The organism is Sporosarcina koreensis (assembly GCF_001531445.1).
GTDB lineage: Bacteria > Bacillota > Bacilli > Bacillales_A > Planococcaceae > Sporosarcina > Sporosarcina koreensis_C.
This window is the reverse complement of sequence record NZ_LQYA01000132.1, coordinates 1-589: the sequence shown is the minus strand read 5'-3', so window position 1 is coordinate 589 and position 589 is coordinate 1. Positions and strand designations below refer to the sequence as shown.

Genomic DNA, 589 nt, shown 5'->3' with positions numbered 1-589 from the left:
CCAAGTCTTCAGGCACCTCCTTGCTGGCGAATGGACCAGACGAAGGCATCGGACTTGCCTTGGCGACAAACTGCTCGAAGCGATGGTCGATCCACAGCCGTCCGGTCTCACCAGGGCGTCGCGGTTGCGGCTTTGGCGGTCCGGGAACCGTGCGACCAGCATGGACGCGATTCCAGTGTCCCTGTGGAGGCGTGACCACGCCGTACTTCTTCAGCAGCTTGCGCAGGGCGACGTCGCTGGTGCCAAACTTTTCCGCGAGGTCGCGCATGGGTGCAGACCAAGCGAAGGCAATAAGATCTTCGGGCAAGGCAAGAAAGTCGCGGTGTCGGGACCAGTATGACATTTGAGTGCTCAGCGCAGTTGAATGGATTACAAAAAGTGCGGTGAGGCCCTCTTCTGAATAGGCGTTGTCAGTCAAGCGGTTGACAAGCCGCATGCTTTTGGATCGACTTCACCGCCATGAAGGGTGGTCCAAAACTAGCGGCGATTGCACCCAGGCCCGAACTAGGGCCTCTCATGCCTGTGCTGCTGGAAGAGCATATCCCGCTGCGCCGCGCACTGGCGATTTGCTACGACACCGATGTCGAAG

At 59.1% G+C, this 589-nt stretch carries 1 pseudogene; it reads right to left on the bottom strand.

What is annotated here, in order from left to right:
- Positions 1–418, bottom strand: a pseudogene (locus tag AWV70_RS23485) (hypothetical protein); the annotation flags it as partial.
- Positions 419–589 lie beyond the last annotated feature (171 nt).